At 60.3% G+C, this 23,643-nt stretch carries 21 protein-coding genes; 12 read left to right on the top strand and 9 right to left on the bottom strand.

All coding sequences use genetic code 11. The features are described 5' to 3' along the window. Nucleotides 1-180: 180 nt before the first annotated feature. Nucleotides 181-2,085: a bifunctional homocysteine S-methyltransferase/methylenetetrahydrofolate reductase gene (locus tag ESZ00_RS10095; protein WP_129208144.1), complete on the top strand. Its 1,905-nt coding sequence runs from the start codon at nt 181-183 to the stop codon at nt 2,083-2,085. A gap of 8 nt (nt 2,086-2,093) precedes the next feature. Beyond that, nucleotides 2,094-2,324, top strand: coding sequence for an exodeoxyribonuclease VII small subunit (gene xseB, locus ESZ00_RS10090; protein WP_204520196.1), 231 nt, complete (start codon nt 2,094-2,096; stop codon nt 2,322-2,324). 43 nt (nt 2,325-2,367) lie between these two features. On the opposite strand, the gene lpxD is transcribed toward xseB, so the two are convergent. Then, on the bottom strand, nt 2,368-3,366 hold the full coding sequence (gene lpxD / locus ESZ00_RS10085; protein ID WP_129208142.1) for a UDP-3-O-(3-hydroxymyristoyl)glucosamine N-acyltransferase: 999 nt from the start codon (nt 3,364-3,366) through the stop codon (nt 2,368-2,370). A 15-nt stretch (nt 3,367-3,381) separates the two neighbouring features. Next, nucleotides 3,382-4,293, bottom strand: coding sequence for a lysophospholipid acyltransferase family protein (locus ESZ00_RS10080; protein WP_308419060.1), 912 nt, complete (start codon nt 4,291-4,293; stop codon nt 3,382-3,384). Nucleotides 4,294-4,432: 139 nt separating this feature from the next. On the opposite strand from ESZ00_RS10080, the gene ESZ00_RS10075 reads away from it, so the two are divergent. Then, nucleotides 4,433-5,650 carry a type IV pilus twitching motility protein PilT gene (locus ESZ00_RS10075; protein WP_129208141.1) on the top strand — a complete coding sequence of 406 codons (1,218 nt, stop codon included), beginning with the start codon at nt 4,433-4,435 and terminating at the stop codon, nt 5,648-5,650. 103 nt (nt 5,651-5,753) lie between these two features. Here the strand turns inward: ESZ00_RS10075 and ESZ00_RS10070 are convergent, their stop codons facing one another. Beyond that, the gene (locus ESZ00_RS10070; protein ID WP_129208140.1) at nt 5,754-5,969 is read right to left on the bottom strand and encodes a DUF2934 domain-containing protein; all 216 of its coding nucleotides are present in this window, start codon (nt 5,967-5,969) and stop codon (nt 5,754-5,756) included. Nucleotides 5,970-6,252: 283 nt separating this feature from the next. Between ESZ00_RS10070 and zwf the strand changes: the two genes are divergently transcribed. After that, a complete protein-coding gene (zwf, locus tag ESZ00_RS10065; RefSeq protein WP_129208139.1) occupies nt 6,253-7,620 on the top strand; it encodes a glucose-6-phosphate dehydrogenase in 1,368 nt (455 codons plus the stop codon). Between the two features lie 69 nt (nt 7,621-7,689). Here the strand turns inward: zwf and ESZ00_RS10060 are convergent, their stop codons facing one another. The 3 genes from ESZ00_RS10060 to dcd all read right to left on the bottom strand — a co-directional run bounded on the left by ESZ00_RS10060 (nt 7,690) and on the right by dcd (nt 10,054). Then, entirely contained in the window at nt 7,690-8,370 is a 681-nt protein-coding gene (locus ESZ00_RS10060; protein ID WP_129208138.1) for a lipid-binding SYLF domain-containing protein, read from the bottom strand. A 447-nt stretch (nt 8,371-8,817) separates the two neighbouring features. Next, nucleotides 8,818-9,474, bottom strand: a complete 657-nt coding sequence (locus tag ESZ00_RS10055) for a LuxR C-terminal-related transcriptional regulator (RefSeq protein WP_164981451.1) — start codon at nt 9,472-9,474, stop codon at nt 8,818-8,820. Between the two features lie 25 nt (nt 9,475-9,499). After that, entirely contained in the window at nt 9,500-10,054 is a 555-nt protein-coding gene (gene dcd / locus ESZ00_RS10050; RefSeq protein ID WP_129208136.1) for a dCTP deaminase, read from the bottom strand. A gap of 172 nt (nt 10,055-10,226) precedes the next feature. On the opposite strand from dcd, the gene ESZ00_RS10045 reads away from it, so the two are divergent. The 4 genes from ESZ00_RS10045 to ESZ00_RS10030 all read left to right on the top strand — a co-directional run bounded on the left by ESZ00_RS10045 (nt 10,227) and on the right by ESZ00_RS10030 (nt 14,295). Then, the gene (locus ESZ00_RS10045; protein ID WP_129208903.1) at nt 10,227-10,514 is read left to right on the top strand and encodes an HU family DNA-binding protein; all 288 of its coding nucleotides are present in this window, start codon (nt 10,227-10,229) and stop codon (nt 10,512-10,514) included. Between the two features lie 91 nt (nt 10,515-10,605). After that, the gene (locus tag ESZ00_RS10040) at nt 10,606-11,742 is read left to right on the top strand and encodes a Gfo/Idh/MocA family protein (RefSeq protein WP_129208135.1); all 1,137 of its coding nucleotides are present in this window, start codon (nt 10,606-10,608) and stop codon (nt 11,740-11,742) included. Between the two features lie 72 nt (nt 11,743-11,814). After that, nucleotides 11,815-12,681 carry an SCO family protein gene (locus ESZ00_RS10035; protein ID WP_129208134.1) on the top strand — a complete coding sequence of 289 codons (867 nt, stop codon included), beginning with the start codon at nt 11,815-11,817 and terminating at the stop codon, nt 12,679-12,681. A 126-nt stretch (nt 12,682-12,807) separates the two neighbouring features. Continuing rightward, complete coding sequence (locus ESZ00_RS10030; RefSeq protein WP_129208133.1) at nt 12,808-14,295, top strand: MFS transporter; 1,488 nt, start codon at nt 12,808-12,810, stop codon at nt 14,293-14,295. A 107-nt stretch (nt 14,296-14,402) separates the two neighbouring features. On the opposite strand, the gene ESZ00_RS10025 is transcribed toward ESZ00_RS10030, so the two are convergent. Further along, a complete protein-coding gene (locus tag ESZ00_RS10025; protein ID WP_164981450.1) occupies nt 14,403-16,922 on the bottom strand; it encodes an ABC transporter permease in 2,520 nt (839 codons plus the stop codon). 237 nt (nt 16,923-17,159) lie between these two features. Here ESZ00_RS10025 and ESZ00_RS10020 point away from each other — a divergent pair, with 237 nt between their 5' ends. Then, entirely contained in the window at nt 17,160-18,758 is a 1,599-nt protein-coding gene (locus tag ESZ00_RS10020) for a DHA2 family efflux MFS transporter permease subunit (protein ID WP_229741174.1), read from the top strand. 134 nt (nt 18,759-18,892) lie between these two features. Here the strand turns inward: ESZ00_RS10020 and ESZ00_RS10015 are convergent, their stop codons facing one another. Then, entirely contained in the window at nt 18,893-19,198 is a 306-nt protein-coding gene (locus ESZ00_RS10015; protein ID WP_129208131.1) for a hypothetical protein, read from the bottom strand. 78 nt (nt 19,199-19,276) lie between these two features. On the opposite strand from ESZ00_RS10015, the gene ESZ00_RS10010 reads away from it, so the two are divergent. The 3 genes from ESZ00_RS10010 to ESZ00_RS10000 all read left to right on the top strand — a co-directional run bounded on the left by ESZ00_RS10010 (nt 19,277) and on the right by ESZ00_RS10000 (nt 23,189). Further along, the gene (locus ESZ00_RS10010) at nt 19,277-21,484 is read left to right on the top strand and encodes an alpha-N-acetylglucosaminidase (RefSeq protein ID WP_129208130.1); all 2,208 of its coding nucleotides are present in this window, start codon (nt 19,277-19,279) and stop codon (nt 21,482-21,484) included. 69 nt (nt 21,485-21,553) lie between these two features. Beyond that, a complete protein-coding gene (locus tag ESZ00_RS10005; protein WP_129208129.1) occupies nt 21,554-22,717 on the top strand; it encodes an acyltransferase family protein in 1,164 nt (387 codons plus the stop codon). 88 nt (nt 22,718-22,805) lie between these two features. Beyond that, on the top strand, nt 22,806-23,189 hold the full coding sequence (locus ESZ00_RS10000; protein ID WP_129208128.1) for a hypothetical protein: 384 nt from the start codon (nt 22,806-22,808) through the stop codon (nt 23,187-23,189). An 83-nt stretch (nt 23,190-23,272) separates the two neighbouring features. Here ESZ00_RS10000 and ESZ00_RS09995 read toward each other — a convergent pair whose 3' ends face one another. Next, complete coding sequence (locus ESZ00_RS09995) at nt 23,273-23,521, bottom strand: putative signal transducing protein (protein ID WP_129208127.1); 249 nt, start codon at nt 23,519-23,521, stop codon at nt 23,273-23,275. Between the last annotated feature and the right edge of the window lie 122 nt (nt 23,522-23,643).

Genomic DNA, 23,643 nt, shown 5'->3' with positions numbered 1-23,643 from the left:
CTCGGATGCCCGTTCCGTCGCTTTCCCAACATCGCCAGTGTCACTGTCGATTAGACGAACGGTCGCCGATCCCGTCATCCCGCTCACGCTTTTGCCGTGTTCTAACCCGCTTCACTGTCCGCAAGTTGCGAATGCCGGACGGTGGCAAACACAACATCGCTGGCATACCATGAGAGGACTATGAACGAACGTATACGGGCGCTCTTCGGTGACCGGACCATTCTCTGTGATGGCGCCATGGGAACCACGCTCTACGCCCGCGGGGTTTTCATCAACCGCTGCTACGACGAGCTCAATCTCTCCCAGGCCGATCTCGTCCGCTCGATCCACGACGAATATCTCCAGGCAGGGGCTGAAGTCATTGAGACGAACACCTTCGGGGCCAATAGCTTCCGCCTGCTCCGTTACGGGCTCCAGGACCAGGTCTTCGCCATCAATAAGGCCGGTGCCGAGCTGGCCCGCCAGGCCGTCGAGCATCATGCCGGAAAACATGCCGGCAAGGCCTTTGTCGCCGGCTCCGTCGGGCCACTCGGCGTGCATCTTGAGCCTCTTGGCAAAACCAGTCTGGAAGAAGCCCGCGTTGCGTTCGCAGAGCAGATCCGCGGCCTCGTCGCAGGCGGCGTCGACATGCTTGCCATCGAGACGATCGTCGCGCTCAACGAGGCCGAGCAGGCCATTCTGGCGGCCAAAGAGGTTGCCCCGGATCTGCCCATCCTGGCGATGGTCAACGTCGACGACGAGGGTAACTGCCTCGATGGCACCTCGCCCGAAATCGCTGCTACCCGCCTCGCTGCCTGGGGTGCGGATATTGTCGGCTGCAACTGCAGCACCGGGCCGGCCACCATCCTCACCGCGCTGGAAAAGCTTGCCGCCGGAACCAGCCTGCCGCTGGCCGCGATGCCCAATGCCGGCATGCCTCGCGCCATCGACGGCCGCAACATCTATCTCTGCTCGCCGGAGTACATGGCCAGCTTTGCGCGTAAGTTCCTCAAAGCAGGCGCGCAGTTCATCGGCGGATGCTGCGGCACCACGCCCAACCACATCCGCGCCATGCGTGCCGCTCTGCGTGCCGCCGACGCGCAGAAGGTCAGCGTTCAGCCCACGGCGAAGGTCGAAATTGTCTCCGAGGTTGTTCCGCCGCCGCTCGCACAGCGCTCGAAGATCGGCCAGCTCATCCATGACGGCGCCTTTGTCACCATGGTCGAGATCGTCCCGCCGCGCGGCGTCGATGCCAGCCGTGAACTCGACGGCGCCGCCATGCTGGCCAGCCATGGCATCCACGCCATCAACGTGCCCGATTCGCCGCGCGCCTCTGCCCGCATGAGCGCGCAAAGCCTCTGCATCCAGATCCAGCAGAAAACAGGCATCGAGACGATCCTGCATTACACCTGCCGGGACCGGAATGTCCTCAGCATCCAGAGCGATCTCCTGGGCGCCTCGTCCATCGGCCTCAAAAACATCCTCTGCCTCACCGGCGATCCGCCTAAGCTCGGCAATTATCCCGATGCCACGGCGGTCTTCGATGTCGATGCGATCGGTCTCGTCAATATTGTCCAGCGCCTGAATCACGGCCTCGACATTGGCGGCAATCCCATCGGCTCATCCACGGGACTGACGATTGCCGTTGCTGCCAACCCAGGCGTGCCGGATATTGAAAACGAGATTCGCCGCTTCGCCTACAAGGTAGAGGCCGGAGCCGAATACGCCATCACGCAGCCGGTTTTCGATCTCCGCATCCTCGAAGCCTTCCTCAAGCGCATCGAGGGCTTCCGTATTCCCATCGTTGCCGGCATCTGGCCTCTCACCAGCCTGCGCAACGCCGAATTCATGAAGAACGACCTGCGCGTGAGCGTGCCGGACAGCATCCTGCTCCGCATGCAGCAGGCGGCGACACCCGACCTCGCCCGCGCCGAAGGCATCAAAATTGCGCAGGAGATGCTCGCCGCTACCATGCCGATGGTCCAGGGCGTGCAGGTCAGCGCTCCATTCGGACGCTATCCACTCGCTATTGAAGCCATCAAGGATGTTCTGCCAAAGCCGCAGTCCGTCGAAGAACTTCCGGCCGCGCAGGCCATCACCGCTTAGGAATCCCCATGGCAGCTTTTGAAGAATCGCTCAAGAAACTGGAAACGATCGTCGCGCAGCTCGAGCGCGGCGATCTTCCCCTCGAAGACTCCGTAAAAATCTTCGAAGAAGGCGTGCAGCTCTCTGCACTTTGCAAAAAGGAACTCGAAGAAGCGGAAGGTAAGGTCGAGATCCTCATGAAGCAGCGAGATGGCTCGATGAAGCGCGAGCCGTTTCCTTCGCTCGACACTCCTCGTTAAGCAAAAAACCAGCCATGGAAATGGCTGGCTTTTTGCTGCTGCATTATCCGCGGCTGAGCTTTGCCAGCGTCGCCAATTCCTTCAAGTATTGCTTTAAGGGGCGAGCGGGCCGTCCCCAGAAGACTACGCCCGCGCCCTTCACTTTCTTGTGCGTCAGCACACCCGAGCCGGAGCCGAGAATCACCTGCTCTCCCACCGTCGCGTGGTCGCCGATGCCCACCTGCCCGCCAACAATGGCATGATTGCCAATCTCGCTCGAGCCGGAGATGCCGGTCTGCGCAGCGATGACCACATGCTTCCCCACGCGCACGTTGTGACCGATGTGGACGAGGTTGTCGATCTTTACGCCTTTCTCCAGCCGCGTCTCTTCGAGCGCTCCGCGGTCCACGGTCGTGTTCGCGCCGATCTCGACGTCGTCCTCGATCACTAACCGCCCCTGCTGCGGAAACTGCGTATACGCCCCGGTCTCACGGTCGCGCACGTAGCCGAAGCCGTCACCGCCCAGCACCGCGCCGGCATGGATCACCACGCGATCCCCCATCTCTACGCCGGGATAAACCACAACCCGGGGATAGATCCGACACCCCTGGCCGACCTTCACTCCAGCACCCAGCACTGCGCCCGCGTCCACACGGCTGTCATCGCCCACTTTTACGCCGGCCTCGAGCACAGCATAAGCGCCGATGGAGACACGCCGACCAAGCACGACATCAGGCGCAATCACTGCGGTCGGATGTATACCCGCCGCTTCATCCTGTACGCGCAGCAGCCGTGCCGCCTGTGCAAAGGCAAGCTTGGGCTGAGGCGTCACCAGCAGTGTTTTTCCCGGGTTCTCCTCCGGAGCAATCTTCCGGGCCACAATCACTGCCAGCGCCGCCGAGGCCAGCGCCGCTTCGAGGGCTTCGGCATCTTCCGCAAAAACAAGGTCGCTTGCGCCGGCCCGCTTCGCACCCGCCACACCCGAGATGTGCAGTTCTTCCCTGCCTTCGGCGAAGCGCAGCTCCGTCTTCAGAACCTCTGCCAGTTGCACCAATCGCGTCATGCCATTCCTCGTTGTTTATCGCCGCGGATACAGCGTCGGCTCGCCTTCCGGCCGCGTCTTCCATCTACGATGCACCCACAGCCACTGGCTTGGGTATTGCCGTATGTAGCTTTCAATCACCGCCGTGCAGCGCGCCGTATTTTCGAGCGCATCACGCTCGGTGTCTCCAGTCTCGACCAGCTCGATCTCGGGACCGAAGCGCAGCACATACTTCTGCTCGCGCTCTTCCCAGAGCATGAAGCCGGGCAGAACTGCTGCGCCGGTTTTCTGAGCGACACGCGCCAATCCCGATGCCGTGCAAGCCATGTGCCCGAAGAAGGGCACGAAGACGCCCTGCGGCGGGGTCATATTCGTGTCCATCAGAATGCCCACCGTCTCACCGCGCCGCATCGCCGCGATCAGGCCGCGTGCGAAATCATCCTTGTGCAGCACCTTGTTGCCATGGAGACAGCGGATACCGTTCACCAGTGCATCGACACGCGCATTGTCCAGGCGCCGGATGACCATGCTCATGGGGTGCCCCATCAGCGAGTGGTAGAAGCTCGAGAGCTCCCATGCGCCGAGGTGACCGGTCACAATCAGCACCCCCTTGCCCTTGGCCTGCGCGGCGAGATAGTGATCGAGGCCCTCGTAATGTGCGATCGCGCCGACGTTCTTCTGCGTATAGCGCGGCATCAGGCAGAATTCCGCCATCAGCCAGCCAAGGTTGCGGAAGAGCTCGCGCAAAATCCGTTCGCGCTCGGCTTCGCTCTTTTCCGGAAAAGCCAGCTCCAGATTTCTCAACCCGGTTTTCCGCAGCCGTCCCATCACTCGCAGCGCCAGCCGCGCCACGCCTGCTCCCATCGCCCGCGCCAGCGGACGCGGCAGCCTGCCCAGCACCGTCACCAGCAGCCAGACAACGCCGTATTCCAGTCTTTCTCGCATCATGAAAAGCAGCCCTCAGTGTATACGCCGCGCACGGCGCTCCCTGAGCAAACGTCTCCCTCGTTCCGTCGGTATCATCACAGGGACGATATTTCGCGCCCGCGTGTTTCATTCGCCAGCCGCCGCTTTGGAGTACAGCCTCATGACGCAATACGATGACGAGCTCTCCCGCCTGGTCGAGCAGCTCAACCGCTCTTCTCTCGCTCCCCCTCGCACCAGCCTGTCTGACCGGCCCGAAACCGGTGCTCCCGAACCCCGTACGGATGTCCGGACGAATACATACAACGACCGGCCATCCCTGGATCATCTGCTTGCGCTCGCCGCTCAGCGCAACGCCTCCGATCTTCTGCTCCTAGCCGGTGTTCCTCCGACCTTCCGCATCAAAGGCACGCTCATCACTCCGGACAGCCAGGCACTCAGCCCGGAGGATCTCCGCTTCATGCTGATGGGAGTGCTCACACCTGCGCAGGCTGCCGAGCTCGAAGAGCAGCGCTCCATCGATCTCTCATTCTCGCGAGGCTCCATCGGCCGCTTCCGCGCCAACTTCCACTACCAGCGCAGCACCCTCGCCGCCAGTATCCGGCTCTTACCCGCGCAGGTGCCCACGCTCGACTCCCTGCATCTGCCGGCCAGCCTCGGGCAGCTCGCAGAAAAGCGCCAGGGGCTTATCCTCGTCACCGGCCCAACCGGCAGCGGCAAAACCTCGACGCTTGCCGCGCTGCTCGACCTTGTCAACACCCGCCGTCATGAGCATGTCATCACCATCGAAGATCCAGTCGAGTATCAACACGTAAACCGCAACGCCATCATCGAGCAGATCGAGGTCGGCCGTGACACGCCCTCTTTTGCGCATGCGGTCCGCGCCGTTCTCCGCCAGGACCCAGACATCATCCTCGTCGGTGAGATGCGCGACGGCGAAACCATGACCGCTGCGCTTACCGCCGCGGAAACCGGCCACCTCGTGCTCTCCTCGCTGCACACCAACGATGCTTCGCAGGCACTCTCACGCATCCTCGACCTGCTGCCGGCCAGCCATCAGCAGCAGATACGCCAGCAGCTTTCGCTCAGCCTGCTCGGCGTTCTCAGCCAGCAGCTAGTACTCGGGGCCGATCGCCTGCACCGCTTCCCGGCGGTCGAGATCATGCTCGCCACCCCCGGCGTTCGCAATCTCATCCGAACCGGACACGATCACCAGATCCGTCACCTTGTCGCAACCGGCCGCGCGGAAGGACTACAGACCATGGAGCAATCCCTCGCCGACCTGGTGCAATCCGGCCGCATCACGCTTGAAACGGCGTATGCCCACGCAGCCAGCCCGAAAGAGCTGGCTCAATACCTTGGCCGCGAACTCCCCGCCTGAAAGCACTCCTGAAATGCAGAAAGCCGGGCCTCGGCCCGGCACATCCCGCACTTCATCAATTTTCGATAAATTACTGAACGCATTCAGTAATTTCTGCGGCGTTTCAAGACGCCAGTTCCAGCAATGCGCGCTCTGCACGCAGCCAATCTTCCTCTGCGTGTCCATCCTTCCAGCCACGCTCGGCCCAGTAGCGCCTGGCCAGCTCCGCAATCTCTTCATGCGTCGGCTTCGGCCTGGCTGCTTCCGGGCTCGCCTGCTTTTTCGTTGTGGTTTTCCGGGGCTTTGCCGGAGTTTTGGCCTTCTTGATACTTTCTGCCATGCAAATCTCCTTGAGATAAATTCGCCGCCAACGAACGGGGCTCCTTCTTTAGACTAGGCGACAAGCAGAGCTCCGCATTCTGCAAAGCGCGGCTGCGTACCTAGCTGCGCAACGCTTTCTTCACATTTGCAGCTTTCCTTCCTCAAGATTCCGCGTATGCGACTCCCGCAAGCGCTCATGCATCTCTAAAATAGATATTGATGAGTCCCTGCAGGCCGCCGTTCGGCCATGGACCTGTTAGATCTCAGCATTACTTCACACGCATGGAAAGAAGGTCGGATACATGGATCAGCCCCAGTCGGACGCCCTAGTGTTCTTCGGCGCCACCGGAGACCTTGCTTACAAGCAGATCTTCCCCTCACTCCAGCGCCTCGCCAAGCGCGGCAAGCTCAAAGGACCCGTAATCGGTGTAGCCAAAGCGGGTTGGAATCTTGATCAGCTCAAGGCCCGCGCCAAGGACAGCGTCGAAAAGCACGGTGGTCTCGACCCCGAAGGTTTTGCCGATCTCAGCAGCCGCCTCCGCTATGTCGACGGCGATTACGCCGATATCAGCACCTTCCAGAAGGTTCGCAAGGAGCTGGGCAACGCGCAGCATCCGCTGCATTATCTTGCGATTCCTCCCAGCCTCTTCATCGAGGTTATCCGCAAGCTCAAGGATTCCGGTTCCGCAGAAGGCGCGCGCGTCGTCGTCGAAAAGCCTTTCGGCAACGATCAACAGTCGGCTTACGCGCTGAACCGCTCCATCCACGAAATCTTCCCCGAGCCCAACATCTTCCGCATCGATCACTACCTGGGGAAGAACGCGGTTCAGAACCTGATCTACTTCCGCTTCTCCAACGCCTTCCTCGATCCGGTGTGGAATCGCCAGTACATCGAGAGCGTGCAGATCACCATGGCCGAGCAGTTCGGCATTCAGGGCCGCGGTTCTTTCTACGACGGCGTGGGCGCACTCCGCGACGTAGTCCAGAACCACCTCATGCAGCTGCTCAGCAACATCGCCATGGAGCCGCCGCCGTGTCCGGACGTCGAAGCTCTCCGCGATGAACGCGTCAAGGTTCTCAAGAGCGTGCAGTCCATCCGCCGTGAAGATGTCGTCCTCGGCCAGTTCGAGGGCTACCACGATGAACCCGGCGTCAAGCCCGGCTCACAGGTCGAGACCTTCGCCGCCCTCAAGGTGATGATCAACTCCTGGCGTTGGCGCGATGTGCCCTTCTTCATCCGCACCGGGAAGAATCTGCCCATTACCGCGACAGAGGTGGTTGCCAAGTTCCGCCAGACCCCTCCGGTCTTCTCCGAGTCGGTTCCGCCGCAGAACTACGTTCGCTTCCGCCTCAGCCCCGAACCGCTGATCGCGATTGGTGGCTCCGTCAAGGAAGCCGGCGACCGTCTGCGTGGCTGTATGGTCGAGCTCTCGGCCAACCAGGGCTGCGGTACTGCCAATCTCCTGGCTTACGAGGAGCTTCTGCAGGACGCGATGCAGGGCAATCAGACCTGGTTCGCCCGCGAGGACTACGTCTCCGAATCCTGGCGCATCATCGATCCCATCTTCGCCGCGCACGGCGATCCGCTGCCCTACAAGGTCGGCACCTGGGGTCCGGAAGCCGCCGCATCGTTGACTCAGGGCTACGGTGGCTGGGTCGATCCGAAATAGCTGCCGCAAATAAAACGAGAAAGGCCGGGCAATCTTGCCCGGCCTTTCTCGTTGAGAGGAACCAAGGTTTTACTGAGCTGCGTGGAAGTAGTTGCGAACCGCACGCAGGAACGGCAGCGCAGCCGGAGGAGCCGGAATATTGCCCTTCAGGATCTGCTCAAACGGATGCGGCGAACCGTAAAAAGCATCCGTGTCATCGGTGTTCTGGCTGACCGAAGTACCATCCAGATCAATGCCCGCGAACAGGCCCTTGCTACGCGAATAGGTCAGGAGTTCGGAGTTCAGCTTCCAATCGGTTCCGGCCTGGGCATTGCGTCCTACCGGACCAGCTGAGGCAGCTGCGTCGCCACCGATCTTGAACTTGCTCTTGAGCAAGTCCTGCATGCCATTGCCATTCACGGCAACGAGCACCAAGTCTGTGCCCTGACCACCAATCTGGAAGCCTACCGAACCGCCGGCCATGCGAATGAATGCCGGCGCGCTCCAGCCGTGGCCGGTGCGGCAGGTGACCACACCCTGGCCATACTGGCCACCGATGATAAACGCACCCTTCTTGAGGCTCGGCACCACGGCCACGCAGGTGGCCTGCTTGATGATGCCGTCAGGAATCCCACGATCGGGAGTCTTAGCCAATTCGTCGATAATCATCCGCGACTTTTCCAGGCGGTCATTGATGGTGGCCTTGTCGCTGGCGGCAAACGCGGACAGGGACGCACCCGCAAGACAGAGTAGAACTAGCATTTTCTTCATACGATTTATCTTCTCCTGGCAAACCTGTTTGTTCCTCTACTGACGCGCACACACTATAAATTCTTTTTGCCCGGAACGGGGAGGCCGGAAACCAAAAGGATATTCCTCCGTCCTGACCATCCAAGCACGGGTAGATAGATGCAGCCTTTTGCCAGAAGGTTGAGAGGGCTTCAGAAAGCCGCAATGTCCGAGTAGTTCCGGATGGGCATGCAGCACCGCCCGGGTGAACATTCCAGAGGAAGAGAGGGATGACAGATCCCGGAGCGCTGGCAGGAGCAAAAAAGAGGGGCTGTGAGATCACAGTCACCTGCGCCACCAGCCCCGTTCCCCAGATCTGCGTTGTTGCTAGTAACGTTTTAGAGCGTTACCAACGAGACCGCAAGGTAACATGGGTACAGTGGGCTTAAGTAACCACAATCTACATAACTTTTGAGGGATGCAAAAGCTTCATTCTTCCAATCCAAAAACCCGGCTAGCTGCATGAATCGAAAGGGCTATTCGGTTTTGGACGCCAACTTTGCGCATCAACCGGCCGACATAAGCCTTGACCGTTCTTTCTTCGATTCCCAGGCTCTGGGCTATTTCCCGGTTAGAACGTGCCGCTACCAGGAGGCGCAGCACTTCCTGCTCCCGCTCGGTAAAGGTGAAATGATGCCGCAGCACCCGCTTCTCGGTCGTATGCAGCATCCGGTCCACGAATTTCGACAGCACTTTCCGCGGCGCCCAGATCGAACCGCTTTGCACCACCTCGATGCAGTGGGTCACCTGCGCCGGGGTCACCGTCTCTTCCAGGTATCCCTTGGCACCGGCAGCGATGGCGCTGATGATTGTTTCTTCGTTGGCCTCCGCACCCATCAGGATGAGCTTGACGGCCGGGCGCCTGGCCTTCAGCCGGGCCAGCGTTTCGAAAGAATCCAGTGGATCGCGGAGTCCGACAAGAATCAGAGGCAGCGACTCGTCTTCCATCGCTACCTCCAGAGTTGTCGGCACGGCCTGCAGATGCGGCAGCTCGCCCAGAACATCTTCAAGCCCGGCAATCCGGATCGGCTCAAAGTCCAGTAAGCCAATCCGCAAAGCTCCTTCTTCCGGAGCGTTCGTACTCATCGCAATGTCCTTACGTTGCGGCAGATTAGAGCTTCGGAAGTACAATTCCCTGCTGCTTCTGATATTTCCCTCGACGATCGGCATAGCTGACCTCGCAGGGCTCGTCAGACTGGAAAAAGAGTATCTGGCACAAGCCTTCGTTTGCATAGACACGCGCCGGAAGAGGCGTTGTGTTCGAAATCTCCAACGTTACGTAGCCTTCCCATTCCGGTTCGAAGGGGGTTACGTTCACGATAATTCCACAACGCGCATAGGTCGATTTGCCGACGCAGATTGTCAGGACGTCCCGGGGAATCTTGAAATATTCGATCGAACGCGCCAGGGCGAAGGAATTCGGCGGCACGATCACCGAGTCAGCCTCGACCGTCACAAACGAGCGCTCGTCAAAGTTCTTCGGATCGATGATCGCGCTGTTCACGTTGGTGAAGATCTTGAATTCGTTCGATACGCGCAGGTCGTAACCGTAGGAGGAGAGCCCATACGAGATCACTCCCTCCCGTACCTGCTTCTCGCTAAACGGCGAGATCATTCCGTGCTTCGTCGCCTGTTCGCGAATCCAACGGTCACTCTTAATGGCCAAGAAACTGCTCCTTGCCGGCAAACCTCATCATGAGCTACCGGGGTTCTGTGATATTTGCTTCAAAAATTGCATCTTACGAGACAGCCGATGCGTTGACAACAGGCGCAAAGCTTTCTAGCATCACTCCAGCCGAGAGGCATACGCAGGCAAATCCGAATTCCGGGTGAACATCTTGATTAAGCAGGACATTATTCATCACGTCATCGAGCGAACCGGCCTGCCCCGCGTCAAGGCCGAGGCTGCTGTGGATACCGTCTTCGAAAGCCTGAAGAAGGCCCTTGCCAACGGTCAGCGCATCGAGCTGCGCGGCTTCGGCGTCTTTAACGTGCGCCCTCGCAAAACCGGCATCGGCCGCAATCCCCGTACTGGCGCCGAAGTCACCATCGCCCCGGGTAAGGCTGTTCGCTTCAAGCCCGGCAAAGAGCTCCACATGCTCGACGGCGAGCCCTCGCAATCCTGAGTCCCGGCGGGCCAGCCCTGGCCCGTTGTCCTGCCTCCCGTGCGGTAACGTTTCCATAAAGTCCATTCGCTCGGCTAAGATGGTCGCTGCTATGCGACGCCATGCGATTCTTCTCTCTTCCACTCTCCTTGCCCTGGCATCCAGCTTTCACCTGACGGCGCTCCACGCCCAACAGACTTCTGAACCTGTGCGCGTTGCCATTGTCGGACTCGAACATGGCCATGTGGATGGCTTTCTCTCTGCTTTCTCCAGGCAACACGACGCGCAGCTGGTTGCCGTCGTCGATCCCGATCCTGCTCTGCAAGCCAAAGCACAGAAGAACTTCCAGCTTCCGTCCAGCCTCTTTTATTCCGACCTGGATAAGGCCGTTGCGGCCACCCATCCGCAGGCGCTGCTGGTTTATACCTCGGTTGGCGAGCACCGCCACGTGATCGAAGCCGCGGCCCGCCTCGGCCTGGATGTCATGGTCGAAAAACCACTCGCGATCTCCCTTGACGATGCTCTCGCCATCCGCCACCTGGCCCGCGAACACCACATCCAGGTTCTCGTGAACTACGAAACCACCTGGTATGCGAGCAACAAGGCTGTGCTCGATATGGCTTCCTCGGGCAAGCTCGGCGATGTCCGCAAAGTGGTCGTCCATGACGGGCACCAAGGGCCGGCAGAAATCGGTGTTCAGCCCGAGTTTCTCAAGTGGCTCACCGATCCCGCTCTCAACGGCGCGGGCGCACTCTACGACTTCGGCTGCTATGGAGCCGATCTCATGACCGTTCTCATGCAGGGCAAGGCGCCCATCTCCGTAACGGCTTCCGCGCAGACCGACAAGCCTGGGACGTATCCCCGTGTGGATGACGACGCCACGATTATCCTGCGTTATCCCGGCACCCAGGCCGTGCTCATGCCGTCCTGGAACTGGACCTTTTCGCGTAAGGATATGGAAGTCTACGGGACAAAGGCCTATGCGATTGCCGTGAACTCGAAAGAAGTGAAGCTGCGCACCGCGGAGAATACTCCCGAGGAAGAATTCACCGCCGATCCGCTCAAGTCTCCCGAAGACACCTCTCTTCACTATCTCGCTGCTGTCGTCCGCCGCCAGCTCGATCCCGGCCATGACCTCACCAGCCTGCCCACGAACGTCACCGTCGTTCAGATCCTCGATGCGGCACGCCACTCCGCCGCAACCGGACGCACGGTCGAGCTCCAGCCTCTGCCTCCCGACGGAGAGTAAGCTTCGCTGCTGCAGGTGGAAGCCCTCGGCCACCTGCAGCAGCTCCCCTCACAGGCGTATGCTGGTGCCGACATGTTGCGTCCCCGCCGAGTCATCCCGTTTTTTGCTGTCCTGCTCGCGGCCCTGACTTCCCTTGCCGCCGCGAATCCCTGCCTCGCGCAGTACTCCGCAGACAAGCCGCTGGGAGCTGCTGCGCAGAACAAGCCAAGCTATTTGCAAAATGCCGGCATCGACCAGCGTCTCGGGACGCAGCTTCCGCTCAACGCGCAATTCATCGATTCGACCGGCAAGGCTGTCACCCTGGGCGACTATTTCCACCAGCGGCCTGTGGTGCTCGCCGAGGTCTACTTCAAGTGCGGCATGCTCTGCCCGCAGGTGCTGCATGGGATGGCGCAGGCTTTGCGCCAGACCGGCTTCCATCCCGGTGACGAATACGACATTCTCGTGACGAGCATCGATCCTGACGACACGCCAGCCGATGCCGCAGAGGCAAAGGCCCATATCGCCACCATGCTCGGCACCCCGGGTGCCGCGGACCATGTCCATTTCCTCACCGGCCGGCAGCCCGCCATCGATGCGCTGGCTTCAGCTACCGGATTTCACTTTGTCCGCGTTCCCGGCCCCGACGGCAAGATGGATCAGTTCGCCCACTCCAGCGTCATCATGATCGCGACGCCGGATGGCCGCCTGTCGAAATATTTCTCCGGCATCGAATACCAGCCTCGCGACCTTCGTCTGGCCCTGATTGAGGCCAGCAACCGCCGCATCGGCTCGCTCTCGGATATTGTCCTGCTTTACTGCTGCAGCTACTCGCCCAGCCAGGGACGCTATACCGTCGCGGTGCTTCGTATTCTCGGCATTGCGGGCATGGGCTCTATTCTCGCCATGGGAGCCGTTTTCTATCTGCTCAGCCGAAAACCGCGCCCGGTTGCAGCCTGAATCGTCTTATCGATTCGAAACCGCTGCCAGTGCCAGCAAATATCTCTTTATCGCCGTCTCTCTGATTCCTAGTCCGCGCAGTTTCTCTGATTCCTCATGCACATATAGGACAATAGAGAGGAGCGAATGAGAAGAGACGCGCCATCGAACCCCGACGACTGCACCTCGTCCCCTATTTCCTACCAACCGTCGCGCGTCCGGCCCGTTTTCGTCACCAGCCTTGTCGCCGCAGCCATGTTCATGGAGCTGCTCGACGGCACGATCATTGCCACGGCCCTGCCCCAGATGGGCCACGCCCTTCACGCTTCGGCCGTCAGCCTCAATATCGGCATGACCGCCTACATGCTCACGCTCGCCGTCTTCATCCCTATCAGCGGATGGATGGCCGACCGCATGGGCTCGCGCTCCGTCTTCGCTTCCGCGATCACGGTTTTCACGCTGGCTTCGATTCTCTGCGGCCTGTCAAACGGCGTGACGGAGTTTGTCCTTGCCCGCATCCTGCAGGGCATCGGCGGAGCCATGATGGTCCCTGTCGGCCGCCTCATCGTTCTCCGCGCCACGCCCAAGGAAGACCTGGCCAAGGCCATCGCCTACATCACCTGGCCCGCACTCTCCGCTCCGATCATCGGACCGCCTCTCGGCGGCTTCATCACCACCTACTGGAGCTGGCGCTGGATTTTCTTCCTCAATGCCCCGCTCGGCGTGGCGGCTCTCATCCTCACCGTGCTCTGGATCGCCAATGAGCGGGCCGAGACCCGGCACTCCTTCGACTGGCGCACCTTCCTGCTCGCAGGGCTTGCCTCGACGCTCTTCGTTTACGCACTCGAGGCGCTCTCGCAGGAGCATGCCAACTTCCATCTTGCCCTGATCCTGTTCGCGATCAGCCTCGTCTCCGGCACGCTTGCTGTCCTCACCGCGCGCCATGCCGACTTCCCGCTGATCGATCTCATCTCCCTGCGCCTGCCCAGCTTTGCGCAGTCAATTTATGGCGGATCGCTCTTCCGGGTTGCCGTCAGCGTGCTGCCGTTTCTATTGCCGCTCATGTTTCAGATCGGCTTCGGCCTCAACGCCTTTCACGCCGGCCTCTACCTGCTGGTGCTCTTCGCCGGCGACCTGACCATGAAATCCCTGGTCATTCCGATCCTGCGCCGCTTCGGCTTCCGCAAGGTGCTGCTGGTCAATGGGGTTCTGGCTGCTGCGTCCGTCGCACTCTGCGCCATCCTGATGCCCGAGATGTCGCCCTGGATCATCAGCGCCGTACTCTTTGCGCACGGAGCACTGCGCTCGCTGCAATTTACCGCCATCAGTACACTCGCCTATGCCGACATCCCGCCCGCACATATGAGCCGCGCCAATGGCTTTTTCTCCGCGGTTGTCCAGCTCTCCGGCAGCATGGGAGTGGCGACGGGCGCAGCGCTTGTCCGCGCGTCGGGATGGTTCCGCGGCGAGCACCTGCCGCAGCCTTCGCTCCATGACTTCCACTTTGCCATGCTGCTGGTCTCAGTGCTCGTACTGCTCTCGCTCGTCGATGCACTGCGCCTCGCTCCCAACACAGGAGCGGTCGCCAGCGGTCATCGCGCCGCGCTGCGTGAAAGCGTCCCTGTCGCTGACTGACGTGCTACAGCGTGTTTCATCCATGGGCCGAAGACTTCGATAGATGATCCGAGGCCCGCCGCAATTGCGAGCCTCGGCATCCATGGGCTTTGGATAGATGAAAGACTCTACTCGTTGCGCAGCGCCCGCGAAGGTTCGATGGACGCCGCCCTTCGCGCCGGCAGCAAGGCGGCCAGAAGCGCCACACCGCCGATCACCAGCACCGCCAAGCTATACACGGCCGCATCGGACGCAGAAACCCCGTAGAGCTGGCTGCGGAGCGCCCGCGATGCCAGCAGCGCCAGCGGCACGGTCACCACAATGGCGATGCCTGCCAGGATCAACACCTCGCGCAGGATGAGCCCCACCACCGTTCCGCGGCGCGCACCCAATGCCATTCTGATTCCGATCTCGCGTGTGCGCTGGGCCGTCGTGTAGGCCAGAATGCCGTAGACGCCGATTCCGGCCATGACCACCGCAAGGATGCCGAAGCTTGCGGCCAGCAGCGCAATCGCCCGCTCATTCGAAAGACTGTCGTCGATACGGGTATCGAGCGTGGCGATGTCCTCCACAATCAACCGGCTATCGACACGGCGCACAGCTTCGCGGATGGATGCCGAGGCGGTGTCCGGCGACTGCCAGGTCCGGACATAGATTGTGAGGCTGTCAGGCCGATCCGCCTGCAGAAAGGGGCGATAGGCCGTCACAGTCGGGTTGTCACGCACAGTTTCATGCCGCACGTCCCCGACCACACCGACGATGTTCCAGCCACCGGCAGGATCTCCTGGCTTGAACGGGCGGGTCATGTGGTGTCCGAGCGCAGCGGCCGCACTGCCGAAGACGCGCTTGGCGAATTTCTCATTCACGATTACCACGTGATCGGAGCTGGCGGTGTCTCCGCTATTGAAATACCGTCCCGCGAGTAGCGGCACACCGAGAGTCTGCAGATAGCTGTCGCTCACCCATGGCAGCTCGGAATCGAAATCGTCGTTCTTCGGGCCCATGCCTGGCACGGAGACATCGCCCGAAACCCCATTCCCAACCAGATCGGCATCGTTGGTCGCGCCCACGAACTTTACCCCAGGAACGACCGCGAGCGCATCGAGCACCTGCTTCTCCACCGCAGGCACTTCGGCCTCCGGATACCCCGCGAGTTCGGGCGTCAGATCGAAGGAAAGAACGTGGTCGGTGGCAAAACCCGGATTCGTGGCCTTCAGATTCTGCACTGTACGCACAAATAATCCCGCTCCAATCAGCAGCAGGAGGCTGAAACCAATCTGCAGCATCACGCAGGTTTTGCGAAAGCGCAGTGCGGCGCCGGTCCCTGTGCCGACCTGCTGTTTCAGCGACTCTGCGAGACGCGGATTCCAGAACTGGAGCGCCGGCGCCAAGCTGAAGATCAATCCGACGAACAGCGTCACGCCACCGGCAAATGCCATCACCGTCCAGTCGATCTCCGCAGTGAAGGGCGACGCCTCGGGCGTCCGTCCTGCCATCCAGGCGATCAATGCCCGCAGCACCTGCGGCGCCAGCAACAGTCCCACCAGCGCCCCCAGCAGACTCAGCAGCAGCCCCTCGGCAAGCAGCTGGCGGACGACCTGCGTATTCGTAGCTCCCAAGGCATACCGCATGGAGAATTCCCGCACGCGCGTAGCGGCGCGCACCAGCAGCAGGCTCGCCACGTTCACGCCCGTCATGACGACCACCAGCAGCACCATGCTCATCACGATGGTCAGCGGCGTGCGCAGCTCATCGCGCATGGGGGAGAAGCCGCGAGCACCATCATCGATATGCAAATGACTGCGATCGACAAAGCTCTTATGTTCGGCGGCCGAACGGTTGCGCAGGAACTGAAAATCCTCCAGCCGGATCGCATGGAAGAGCGGATTCATCGCTGCTTCGGCCTGTACCGCCGTCACTCCGGGCTTCAGCCGCCCGGTCAGCGTCAGCCAGTAGTTACTGCGATCGGTCAGATAATCCCAATCCGGCTCGACGGTCTTCTGCATGCTCAGCGGCACCCAGATCTCCGGCGTGCGCCCCCACACGATACTGTGGAAGCCTGGTGCAGCTACGCCCAGCACGGTAAAGGGATGGCCATTGATCAACAGCGTCTTTCCTGCTACCGGAGTCTCACCCAGCCGCCGCTTCCAATAATCGAAGCTGAGCACAGCCACGGAATTCGCGCCGGGAGCGGTGTCATCGGACATTTCGAGCAACCGGCCTGCGGCTGCCTGCACTCCGAGCATCTGGAAGTAATTACCGCTGACAATCTCCGCGCTCGCCTGTTCGGCCTGCTCACCCCACTTCACTCCGAGTGTCAGCGGCTCCGATGCCGCGAGTCCACTCAGCACCGCGTTGCGATCGCGCAACTCCGTGTAGTCGGCATACGTAAAGTAGTGCATGCGGTCCGGAGTGTCGCCGCCTTCGTCATGGACATGGCCGGAGGCTCCGCCGGCGAAACTCAGCACGACCAGCTGCGCAGGATTCTGCACGGGCAGCGCCCGCAATAGCGCCTGATGGAGGAGCGTGAAGATGGCCGAGTTCGCCCCGATCGCCAGGGCCAGTGTCAGCACAGCGGTGACGGCAAAACCGGGCGCGCGGCGAAGCTGACGGAGTGCAAATCGGATATCGCTCAAAATGGCGTGCATATCTCTCCTTGAGGGGCAGTGAGGTGAGTGCATCCGTAATGCCAAACCAGGCCACCTCAAAGTGTTGAAAATGCGTTTCTCCTCCATGCCTCGTCTGCGCACGCTGTTCATTTTTCATGATGATCGTCCGAAACCGGACGCTGTGGACCCGTGCAAATTTCTGCAACTTTACTGCGATAAAATCCATCTAGCCTAACGACTTTTCTTCAAGGCCGGCATCTTCCGGCGAGGATCGCTTTGCCCCAGCAGCCCCCGGATATTCATGACTGGAAGCCCGCCCACAACCCGTGGGCCATTGCTCTCACCGTCACACTTGCCACGTTCATGGAGGTCCTCGACACCTCTATTGCCAATGTCGCGCTGCCGCACATCGCCGGATCGCTCGGCGCCAGCCAGGAAGAGGCCACCTGGGTCCTCACCAGCTATCTCGTTTCCAGCGCGATCATCCTGCCTATCTCCGGCTGGCTGATGGCGCGTTTCGGACGCAAACGTTTCTACATGGCCTGCGTGGCGCTGTTCACGGTCTGCTCGATGCTCTGCGGACTTGCGCCTACGCTACCGATCCTGATCCTCGCCCGCATTCTGCAGGGAATTGGAGGCGGCGGTCTTGCCCCGAGCGAACAGGCCATCCTCGCCGATACCTTCCCCGTTGCCAAACGCGGCCAGGCCTTCGCGGTATACGGCATGGCGGTGGTCTGCGCTCCGGCGATCGGTCCCACGCTCGGCGGTTACATCACCGACAATTTCAACTGGCACTGGATCTTTTTCATCAACGTCCCGGTCGGTTTGCTCTCCATGTATCTCAGCCAGCGCATGGTCGAGGACCCGCCGTATCTGAAGGCGAAGAAGCAGACCCTTGGCCGCGTGGACACCATGGGACTCGGCCTTGTCACTGTCGGTGTCGGCTGCCTGGAAGTCGTTCTCGATAAAGGCCAGGAAAAAGACTGGTTCGGCGATCCGCACATCACGCTCTTCGCGATCCTGGCCGCATGCGCGCTGCTGTTCTTCATCTGGTGGGAGTGGCGACATCCCGATCCCATCGTCGATCTGAAGCTGCTACGCAACCGCAACTTCGGCACGGCCGTCTTTCTACAGTTCATCCTCGGCATGGTGCTCTTCGGGTCGACCGTGCTCATTCCCCAGTTTCTGCAATCGCTGATGGGCTACACGGCCGAGCGTGCGGGCATGGCGCTTTCTCCCGGCGCAGTCGTACTGATGTTCATGATGCCCGTTGCAGGCCGCCTTGTGGGCAGCGGCAAGATCGACGCGCGCCTTCTCGTCGCCATCGGTTATTTCATCACCGCCGCCGGACTCTATAACCTCACGCGTCTCGATCTCGATGTCAGCTTCGGCACCATCGTGCTCTGGCGCATGTTCCAGGTGATGGGGCTTTCCTTCGTCTTCATTCCCATCAGTACGCTGAACTACGTCGGCGTTCCACGAGACAAGAACAACCAGATCTCCAGCTTCTCGAATTTTGCGCGTAATCTCGGCGGATCGGTGGGCACCGCCATGTTGACCACGTTCATCCAGCGCACGCAGCAGACACACCAGTCCGATCTCGCAGGACACGTCGTCCAGGGCAGCGCCGCCTATACGCATTTTCTCGATTCGACGAAAACCGCGCTCATGCATCTCGGCCAGAATGCGGATCAGGCGGCCTCGCTCGCCACGGGACAGGCTTATCAAATGCTGCTACGGCAGTCATCGATGCTGAGCTACCAGAACGCATTCTGGGCCCTCAGCATGGCTATCGCCTGCCTGATCCCGCTGCCCTTCATCATGCGCAAGCCACCGAAGCTACCCGGACAGGCGCGTGGCGGTGGTGGTCACTAGCATGGCTGCCCTATTTCTGAGATAACGCCGGGCCCGGGGATGGGGGACTGAGCAGAATACTGCGCAGTGGAGGCATGACAATATCTCAGTTGTTCCTGCAGGGATCAGGTGGTCTCCGTGGATACAACCGAGTTCTACCCCAGCCGCACCACGCCCTCAGACGTCACAGCCGTTACGACTACACCCGAGGTCTCGAGGTGCGTCATTCTGTGCCCGTGCGCGTGGCCAAGAATAATCGTCTTCTTCAGCAAGCGGATCAGAGGCCCAGCCTGGTCCTCGAAAAATCTGTCCACAGCGTGGTCCCACTCCGCTGCCACGTTATACGTCACATCGCATTTCGGGCACACCAGCGGTGGATCGATCCAGCGGTGAAAGGAGCCTCCGGGAAGGCTCCCCATGGGCTCGGTACCCGAACGGATGGCAGCAAGTTTCAACTTCATCGTTGGTAGGCTACCATCCCTGCCAATGTTCGTCGCTTATCCACCCAGGCCCGCGCATTCTTCGATACAGTGATACCCATGGCTTTCCGCCGACTCTTTTCTCTGTCATCTTTTGGTATCGTTGCCATCCTTTGCACTGCCCTGCTTCCCGTTGCTCTCGCAGCCCCGACAAGCCCGTCCACGCAGGCCGCACAGGAAGTGCTGCAAAGGCTGATGCCTGCTCTCGCACCCCAGTTCACACTCGTCCTGAAGCCTGCGCCTCAGGATGGCTTCCGCATCAGCGGAACGGACGGCCACATTCGCGTCGAAGCCGCCACCACACCGACACTGCTCTTTGGCGTGAACTGGTATCTCAAATACGTGGCTCACCTCCAGGTTTCGCCAAACGGTCTCCAGATCGGAGCCCGCAGCCTGATCTTGCATGCACCGGCTGAGCCCATCCAAAAGCCCACGCTTTATCCCTGGCGTTACGCTCTGAATGAAAATGTGGACGGCTATTCCTCGCCCTACTGGGACAATGTCCGCTGGCAGCGCGAGATCGACGTTCTGGCCATGAGCGGCATCAATGCGGTTCTCATCGAGCGAGGCACCGATCTTGTCCTCTATGAAACCTTCCGCGATGCCGGCTACTCGGACGAAGATATTCGCCGCTGGATTACCCAGCCTGCACACCAGAACTGGCAGCTCATGGGCAACATGTGCTGCTTCAATGAGCCCATTTCGCTCGAGCTCCTGCACAAGCGCGCGGACTCCGCGAAACGCATCCTCACCTCACTTCGCCGCCTCGGCATTGCTCCCGTCCTGCCGGGCTACTACGGCATTGTCCCCGCCGACTTCGCCGCTCGCCATGCCGGCGCACACGTCATTCCGCAGGGCGAATGGAATGGCTTCACACGACCCGGATGGATTGACCCACGCGACCCATGGTTCGCCAAGCTTGCTGCCTCGTACTATCGGCATCAGCATGAGCTCTTCGGCGACGCCCCTCTCTACGACATGAACATCTTTCAGGAGGGCGGCACCGCGGGCGATGTGCCTGAAGGCGCCGGCGCGAAGGCGGTGCAGGATGCCCTTGCGCAATCGCGGCCTGACGCGGTCTGGTTCATGATGGCGTGGCAGCGTAAACCCTCCACCGCGCTTCTCTCCGAACTGGATACGAGCCGCATCCTCATTGCCGATATCGAGCAGGGCCGCACCCCGCGCGAGAATCGTGACGAAGAGTTTCGCCATGCGCCCTGGCTTTTCGGCGGATTATGGGAGTTCGGTGGCCGCACCACGCTCGGCGCGCCGCTTTACGACTATGCCGTCCGCCTGCCCGAGATGGCCGCAAAGCCCGGCAGCGGTATCCGCGGCATCGCGTATTTCACCGAAGGCGTGGACACCAACCCGGCGGCCTTCGATCTTTACACCGAGATGGCGTGGCATCAAGAGCCGGTCGATCTCGAAAACTGGTTCGGCGAGTATGCCCACCGGCGCTACGGTGCTGACGACCCTCACGCCCGTGCCGCCTGGCAGGTACTTCTCCACACCGCGTACGGCTATCGTGCCGACGGTGTGAACGGGCATGGTGAGCGCGACGCCGCAGCGGACTCCCTCTTCAATGCGCAGCCATCGCTCGATACAACCCATGCTGCCGGCCCTTCGCCCGACGAGCTGCGCTACAACCCATCCGACCTGAATTCGGCACTCACCGAGCTGCTGCAGGTGGCACCGGCTCTACGCTCAAGCAGTACCTATCAGTACGATCTCGTCGATGTCGCCCGCCAGGTTCTCGCCAACAGCGCACGCACGCTCCTGCCCCAGATCAAATCCGCTTACGAACGCAAGGACAAGGCTGAATTTGATCGCCTCACCTCTGAGTGGCTGCAACGGATGCAGCTCGAAGACGCGCTGCTCGCGACCAACCAGTGGTTCCTGCTCGGACGCTGGCTCTCCTGGGTACCGCAGTGGGCGTCTTCCCCTGAGGAACTGATCCGCCTCAACTTCGACGCGCGCTCCATTCTCACCACGTGGGGTGACCGCAAGGCCAGCGACGACGGCGACCTCCATGAATATGCCGATAAGGACTGGTCCGGCCTGATCAACTCGTATTACCAGCCACGCTGGAAGCTGTATTTCGATTCGCTCGATGCGTCGCTCACATCCGGCCAGCCGCCTCGCCCCATTGACTGGTTTACCGTGGGCGACCAGTGGAACCATGCGACGGAATCTTTCCCGGCTGAGCCTCACGGCGATGCCTACCTGCAGGCAACAGAGGTCGCGCGCGAGCTGCAACTGCTGCCTTGAATTTCTCCTGATACTCTGAATCGCAACGAGCCAGGCATCTTCCTCAGATCGGATACGACAGCACACACCATGGCCACCGTCACCGCTTCCGCCTCCAAACCGCCCCGCATCGTCTCGATTGACGCTCTTCGCGGCCTCACGATCGGGTTCATGATTCTCGTCAACAACAATGGCGACGGCGACCGCGCCTACTGGGCGCTGAAGCACGCGGCCTGGAATGGGTTCACTCCTACCGACCTGGTCTTCCCTACCTTTCTCTTTCTGGTTGGGATTTCGACAGTTTTCTCGACGCAGGCCCGCCTCGCGCAGGGAGCCTCGCGCGCCTCACTCCTTCTGCACGCGCTCAAGCGCGCCGTCATCCTCTTCGCCTTCGGCCAGGTGGTGAACAACTTTCCCTACTTCCACCTCGCAACGTGGCGCGTCTATGGCGTGCTGCCCCGTATCGCCATCTGCTACCTGATCATTTCTGTCTTCTATCTCATCAGCCCGGGGTGGCGGAGCAAGGTTGCCGTAGCCGTCGGCTGCCTGCTTGGATACTGGATACTGATGCGCTATGTGCCGGTTCCCGGATATGGCATCCCGACGCATGAGATCCCCATCAATGACCCAGACCGCAACCTTGTTGCCTGGCTCGACCGCCATATCTTCTCCGCGCCTCACCTTTACGAGCGCGTGCGCGATCCTGAAGGGTTCCTGAGCACACTGCCTGCCGTCGGCACTGCGCTGATGGGAATGATCACCGGCATCTGGCTGCGCACCACACGTCCGCTTGCGGAAAAGACAAAGTACATTGCCATCGCCGGAGCTGTGAGCGTTGCTCTCGGGGTGCTCTGGAACTTCAGCTTTCCGATCAATAAGAAGCTCTGGACCAGCTCCTACGTGCTTTTCGCCGGCGGCCTCAGCCTGCTGCTGCTCGCTCTGAGCATGGCTCTTGTCGAACTGCGCAGGAACCGAACGGAATCTGCAAATAACAAGCCCGGCTGGTTAATGCCGTTCCTGGTCTTTGGCAGCAACTCCATCTTTGCCTATGTTCTTTCGGAGTTGCTGGCCTCGGCGATCTACAACTTCCCGCTTCGCCCCGGAGTGTCCGTCGTCGCCGGCCCCTATAAAGCCGTTCTGCAAGCGATCGGGAATCCGGCCTTCGTTTCCCTGCTCTATTCGCTGCTCTTCGTTCTGGTCTGCTGGGTGCCTACGTATGTACTGTACCGGCGAAAGATCTTTTTGAAGATTTGAATGGACTCAAAAGTCCGCAAGGAACGCGATATTCGAAAATTCTTCTTCCCCACTCAAACCAAAGGAAGCCTTGAGTGGGCCACCCGCCATGGTGAGCAATGTGCGTAGGTTTATAGAGTCGTCATTTCTGGTGATGGCTAGTATGGTGATGCTGTCAATAACCTTTATCAAAGCATTCTGGCTTTTGATGGGAATATTAGCTTTAGATGCTGGTCCATTGCCCAAAATCTACATCATCAATTTAGTGCAAGTGCCAGCGTATCTTGCTTCGGCATTAACTGCATGGAGATGGCCGTGGGTTGCTGAGTGCGTCGCTGGTCTGACTTTCATAGCTGTCATCACGAAGGTCATCCCGCCCCCGATCTATCCATATCAAGGGTATCTTTCCGAGGAATATGCCTTTATTGCTGCTGCAAATGTAGCTTTTATTACTACGATGTTCATGAAGCGCAGCAAAATTGAAAGGGCCTGAGGATCGAGTAACCTTCAGGGGCCAAGCTCAACTGGTAAGAAACAGCCCGGCTTTTAAGAGCCGGGCTGTTTCTTTTCGGACATCTACTCCGCATCCGAAAGCTCTTCGACGATCACATCACCATCCTTCAGTCCGGGATCGGCCAGCAGTGCACGCGCATCCGCTTCATCTTCGGCGCTGACTTGCAATTGCAGCGGGCCGAGGCCTGGCTCGAGAATCCGCGCATTTTCGCCTGAAAGAAATGTCTCAATTCCCGCCGATTGCAGCCGCAGCCGGGCCATTTCGGCCTCCAAAGGCTCGTTGAAGCGCGCAATTGTAACCACGTCGGACATAAATCCCCTTTCCTAGCACTTCCCTGTGGGCGACCAGCTCCCATCATTCCCTTGGATGCGGGAACGATACAATGGATAGTCCGGTATCCACCGCTCAACATTCTTACGCACCAGGGTTTGTA

Source organism: Silvibacterium dinghuense (genome assembly GCF_004123295.1).
GTDB lineage: Bacteria > Acidobacteriota > Terriglobia > Terriglobales > Acidobacteriaceae > Silvibacterium > Silvibacterium dinghuense.
The sequence above is the reverse complement of the archived record's forward strand: the minus strand, read 5'-3'. Positions and strand labels throughout refer to the sequence as shown.

What these genes read in the sequence shown, in the direction of transcription:
- ESZ00_RS10025 (WP_164981450.1), bottom strand. Translation starts at nt 16,922, where the DNA reads ATGCACGCCATTTTGAGCGATATCCGATTTGCACTCCGTCAGCTTCGC.
- ESZ00_RS10030 (WP_129208133.1), top strand. Translation starts at nt 12,808, where the DNA reads ATGAGAAGAGACGCGCCATCGAACCCCGACGACTGCACCTCGTCCCCT.
- ESZ00_RS10070 (WP_129208140.1), bottom strand. Translation starts at nt 5,969, where the DNA reads ATGGCAGAAAGTATCAAGAAGGCCAAAACTCCGGCAAAGCCCCGGAAA.
- ESZ00_RS10095 (WP_129208144.1), top strand. Translation starts at nt 181, where the DNA reads ATGAACGAACGTATACGGGCGCTCTTCGGTGACCGGACCATTCTCTGT.
- xseB (WP_204520196.1), top strand. Translation starts at nt 2,094, where the DNA reads ATGGCAGCTTTTGAAGAATCGCTCAAGAAACTGGAAACGATCGTCGCG.
- ESZ00_RS10080 (WP_308419060.1), bottom strand. Translation starts at nt 4,293, where the DNA reads ATGATGCGAGAAAGACTGGAATACGGCGTTGTCTGGCTGCTGGTGACG.
- ESZ00_RS10035 (WP_129208134.1), top strand. Translation starts at nt 11,815, where the DNA reads ATGTTGCGTCCCCGCCGAGTCATCCCGTTTTTTGCTGTCCTGCTCGCG.
- ESZ00_RS10000 (WP_129208128.1), top strand. Translation starts at nt 22,806, where the DNA reads ATGGTGAGCAATGTGCGTAGGTTTATAGAGTCGTCATTTCTGGTGATG.
- zwf (WP_129208139.1), top strand. Translation starts at nt 6,253, where the DNA reads ATGGATCAGCCCCAGTCGGACGCCCTAGTGTTCTTCGGCGCCACCGGA.
- ESZ00_RS10005 (WP_129208129.1), top strand. Translation starts at nt 21,554, where the DNA reads ATGGCCACCGTCACCGCTTCCGCCTCCAAACCGCCCCGCATCGTCTCG.
- lpxD (WP_129208142.1), bottom strand. Translation starts at nt 3,366, where the DNA reads ATGACGCGATTGGTGCAACTGGCAGAGGTTCTGAAGACGGAGCTGCGC.
- ESZ00_RS10015 (WP_129208131.1), bottom strand. Translation starts at nt 19,198, where the DNA reads ATGAAGTTGAAACTTGCTGCCATCCGTTCGGGTACCGAGCCCATGGGG.
- ESZ00_RS10040 (WP_129208135.1), top strand. Translation starts at nt 10,606, where the DNA reads ATGCGACGCCATGCGATTCTTCTCTCTTCCACTCTCCTTGCCCTGGCA.
- ESZ00_RS10060 (WP_129208138.1), bottom strand. Translation starts at nt 8,370, where the DNA reads ATGAAGAAAATGCTAGTTCTACTCTGTCTTGCGGGTGCGTCCCTGTCC.
- ESZ00_RS10055 (WP_164981451.1), bottom strand. Translation starts at nt 9,474, where the DNA reads ATGAGTACGAACGCTCCGGAAGAAGGAGCTTTGCGGATTGGCTTACTG.
- ESZ00_RS10075 (WP_129208141.1), top strand. Translation starts at nt 4,433, where the DNA reads ATGACGCAATACGATGACGAGCTCTCCCGCCTGGTCGAGCAGCTCAAC.
- ESZ00_RS10010 (WP_129208130.1), top strand. Translation starts at nt 19,277, where the DNA reads ATGGCTTTCCGCCGACTCTTTTCTCTGTCATCTTTTGGTATCGTTGCC.
- ESZ00_RS09995 (WP_129208127.1), bottom strand. Translation starts at nt 23,521, where the DNA reads ATGTCCGACGTGGTTACAATTGCGCGCTTCAACGAGCCTTTGGAGGCC.